This is a genomic window from Streptomyces sp. NPDC055078, from assembly GCF_053607985.1.
The window spans coordinates 1-3,884 of record NZ_JBSGUP010000742.1 but is presented as its reverse complement, the minus strand read 5'-3'; the positions used below and the strand labels follow the sequence as shown (position 1 = coordinate 3,884).

Genomic DNA, 3,884 nt, shown 5'->3' with positions numbered 1-3,884 from the left:
CCCGCACCCGCGCGGGCCGCCCGAGCCTCACCTCCCTGCCTCGAAGGTTCGCCATGTCCACTGAGTCCTTCCCGCCGCCTCAGCCGGGGCGAGGGGATCCGCTGCTCTCCCTGCGGGGGATCAGCAAGTCCTTCGGCGCGGTCGCCGCGCTCACCGATGTCGACCTCGATGTCGCCGCCGGCCAGGTCGTCGCCCTGGTGGGCGACAACGGCGCGGGAAAGTCCACCCTGGTCAAGGTGCTCTCCGGCGTACACCCACCCGACTCCGGATCCGTCAGGTTCTCCTCGGAGACCGTGCACATCCCGTCCCCGGCCGCCGCCCAGCAACTCGGCATCGCGACCGTCTTCCAGGACCTCGCCCTGTGCGAGAACCTGAACGTGGTGGAGAACCTCTTCCTCGGCCGCGAACTGCGCGCCTTCCGCCTCGACGATGTGGCCATGGAGGTGCGTTCGCGCGCCCTGCTGGGCGAGCTTTCGGCGAAGATTCCGTCCGTCCGCGTTCCGGTCGCGGCCCTGTCGGGCGGCCAGCGGCAGACGGTGGCCATCGCCCGCTCCCTGCTCGGCGAACCGAAGGTGATCATCCTCGACGAGCCCACCGCGGCGCTCGGCGTGGCTCAGACGGCCGAGGTGCTCAACCTCATCGAGCGGCTCCGCGAACGCGGGCTCGGCATCATCATGGTCAGCCACAACATGGCCGATGTGAAAGCCGTCGCCGACACCGTGGCCGTGCTGCGCCTGGGCCGGAACAACGGGGTGTTCGACGCGGCCGACGCGACCGCGTCGGATCTGGTGGCGGCCATCACCGGCGCCACGGACAACGTCGTGACCCGCCGCGCCGGACGGGCGCCCCGGGCCGCGGTACCGGACCCACCCGGGGGAGCGGCGCGTACCGGTGACGGGCCGGGCGCCGCCACAGCAGTCCAGAGCGCCGCCACGGACAGGGGAGCCGACCATGACTGAACTGGCCGCCGCGCCGGACCTGCGAGCGGGCGGGCCGGAACAACCGCCGGCCCCGCGAGGGGCGCGCGGCGCCCTGACGGCGATCACCGACCGGTTGCGCGGCGGTGACCTGGGGATCGCCCCCGTGGTCGCCGGGCTCGTCGTGATCTGGACCGTGATGCAGATCCTGAACCCGATCTTCCTGTCGAGCGCCAACCTCACCAATCTCGCGCTCGAAAGCGTCCCCGTCGGAGTCATCGCCCTGGGCATCGTCTGTGTGCTCCTCGTCGGCCAGATCGATCTGTCGGTCGGCTCGATGAGCGGACTCAGCGCCGCCGTCCTCGCCGTGCTCTTCGTCGACCGGGGACTGCCCGCCTGGCTCGCCGTCCTGGCCGCCGTGGCGAGCGGCTGCGCGGTCGGCTGGTTCTACGCACAGGTCTACAACCGGCTCGGGGTGCCGAGCTTTGTCATCACCCTCGCGGGACTGCTCGGCTTCCTCGGACTGCAACTGTGGATCCTGGGCGCGAAGGGCTCCATCAACCTCCCCTTCGACTCCGGCCTGGTGACCTTCGCCCAACTGGACTTCGTACCGCCCTGGCTGGCGTACACCCTGGTCGCGCTCGGCGCGGTGACGCTGTACGCGACGGGCCGGGCGCGCGCGGCCGAGCGGCGCCGGGCCGGTCTGCCCGCCACCTCGGGGCAACTGCTCGTGGCGCGCAGCCTGGCCGTACTGGCCGGGCTCTCGGGGGCGGTGTGGTACCTCAACCGCGACCGGGGCGTGGGGTGGATGTTCGTGTTCTTCCTCGCCCTGGTGCTGGTGATGCACTACGGACTGTCCCGCACCCGGTTCGGGAAGTCGATGTACGCGGTCGGCGGCAATGTCGAGGCCGCCCGGCGCGCGGGCATCAATGTGAAGGCCGTCTTCACCACGTCGTTCATCCTGTGCTCCACGCTCGCCGCGGTCGGCGGAATCCTGGCGGCCTCCCGGCTGGCCGCGGCCAATCAGAGCACCGGCGGCGGAGACGTCAACCTCAACGCCATCGCCGCGGCCGTCATCGGCGGCACCAGTCTGTTCGGCGGCCGGGGAAGCGCGTTCGCCGCGCTGCTCGGCGTCCTGGTGATCCAGTCCATCTCCAGCGGGCTGACCCTGCTGAACCTCGACTCCGCCTACCGCTTCATGGTCACCGGCGGGGTGCTGCTGCTGGCGGTCGCCCTCGACTCGGTCGCCCGGCGCTCCCGGGTCGCCCACGGGCGGGCCTGACGCGGCAGCCGACGGGCCCGGCCGCAGGCCGCCGAGCCGTGTGCCCGGGCCGCCGCGACCGTATCCACACCGCGTGACCGGCTGCCGCGACCGCCGTATCCGCCCGCGTCGCGACCGCCGGGTGACCGCCGGGTGTCGGGGAGGGCGACCGGGCGCGAGCCGCGCGACGCCACCGTGTCCGCGCCGCGCGGGCGCGGTGACACATGCCCCTCACGCCCGGTCCGCGCAGGCACCCGCGCTGCTCGGCACCCCGCCCCGCTCCGCCCACCGCCCGGCGACTGCCCGCCCCAGGAGGCCGGTCGCGCGGGCGGCCGGGACAACTCACCGTGCCGCACTGTGCCACACCGTGCCGCTCGGATGGCACGCGTTCATCCGGTGCTGGCCTGCCGTGCACGCCCGTGTGACCTCGACCCCCGAGGCTCGGAAACCCCACCCCCCACCCCCAACCTCTCGCCACCCACCAGGCCCACCACCCCCGGAGGAACCATGCGAAGGCATCCACGCGCCCGACTGACGGCCCTGCTCACCTCCTCGGCCGTCCTGTCGGCGGTCCTGGCGGGCGCCGGCACCGCCCAGGCGCGTACGCAGCCCGAAGGACCGAACGCCCCCGCGCCCGCCTCCGACCGGCCGGCCGGCCCGCGTGAACTGCCCGCGACCATCGACGGCGGCGCCTGGCAGTCGGGACACCTCCAGGGCACGGCCGTGGACCGCCGCAAAGGCCATATGTACTTCTCCTTCACCAACCTCCTGGTGAAAACCGATCTGCGGGGCAAGCCGCTGGGCTCCGTCACCGGCTTCACCGGACACCTCGGCGATCTGGACTTCGACCGGCGGGACGGACGGGTGTACGGCTCCCTCGAATACAAGGCGGCGAAGGCGTTCTACATCGCCATATTCGACGGGGACCGCATCACCCGGATGAACATGGACGCCCAGACCACGGGAGTGGTCACCACCGTCCATCTCAAGGAAGTGGTGAAGGACTACACGGCCGACATGAACGGCGACGGCGTCTTCGACGGCAACATCGCCGACACCCCCGACCACCGGTACGGATGCAGCGGGATCGACGGTGTCGCCTTCGGCCCCGACCTGGACGGCAGGGGCTCCGCCAAGCTCACGGTCGCGTACGGGATCTACTCGAACACCGGCCGCGCCGACAACGACCACCAGGTGCTGCTCCAGTACGACGTACGGTCCTGGCGGAAGTACGAGCAGCCGCTCACCGAGAGCGCCCCGCACACCAGCGGACCGGCCCGCCACCAGGGCAAGTTCTTCGCGTACACCGGCAACACCACCTACGGTGTGCAGAATCTGGAGTACGACGCCCACAGCGGCAACTGGCTGATGGCCGCGTACAAGGGCAAGAAGGCCGCGTTCCCCAACTACTCCCTCTTCGTCCTCGACGGCTCGCAGCGTCCGCACTGGGGCCCGGTGCGCGGCCAGGACCGGCCCGAGTACGGGCGGATCCTCTCCCTGCTGCCCCAGGGGCTGCACGACACGAAGTCGGGGGTGTACGGATACGAGTCGGCCGGGCAGTACGGGCTGATCTCGCTCGACGACGGCCGCTACTACGTCGCCCGTGCGGGCACGGTCGACGACGGCGGTGTCATCCGCCAGCGCGGCAGCGTGGAACTGCACCGCTGGACCGGCGGGACCCCGAACCCGTTCACGCCCCTGACGGA

3 protein-coding genes are annotated in these 3,884 nt (G+C 71.8%); all 3 read left to right on the top strand.

Features of this window, described 5'->3' with window-relative positions:
• The first annotated feature begins 53 nt into the window (after positions 1-53).
• Entirely contained in the window at positions 54-959 is a 906-nt protein-coding gene (locus tag ACWF94_RS35830; RefSeq protein WP_453498526.1) for an ATP-binding cassette domain-containing protein, read from the top strand.
• Complete coding sequence (locus tag ACWF94_RS35825; RefSeq protein ID WP_453498523.1) at positions 952-2,199, top strand: sugar ABC transporter permease; 1,248 nt, start codon at positions 952-954, stop codon at positions 2,197-2,199. The genes ACWF94_RS35830 and ACWF94_RS35825 overlap by 8 nt, the downstream gene beginning before the upstream one ends.
• A 486-nt stretch (positions 2,200-2,685) precedes the next feature.
• On the top strand, positions 2,686-3,884 hold a 1,199-nt coding region (locus ACWF94_RS35820; protein ID WP_453498521.1), incomplete at its 3' end, for a hypothetical protein.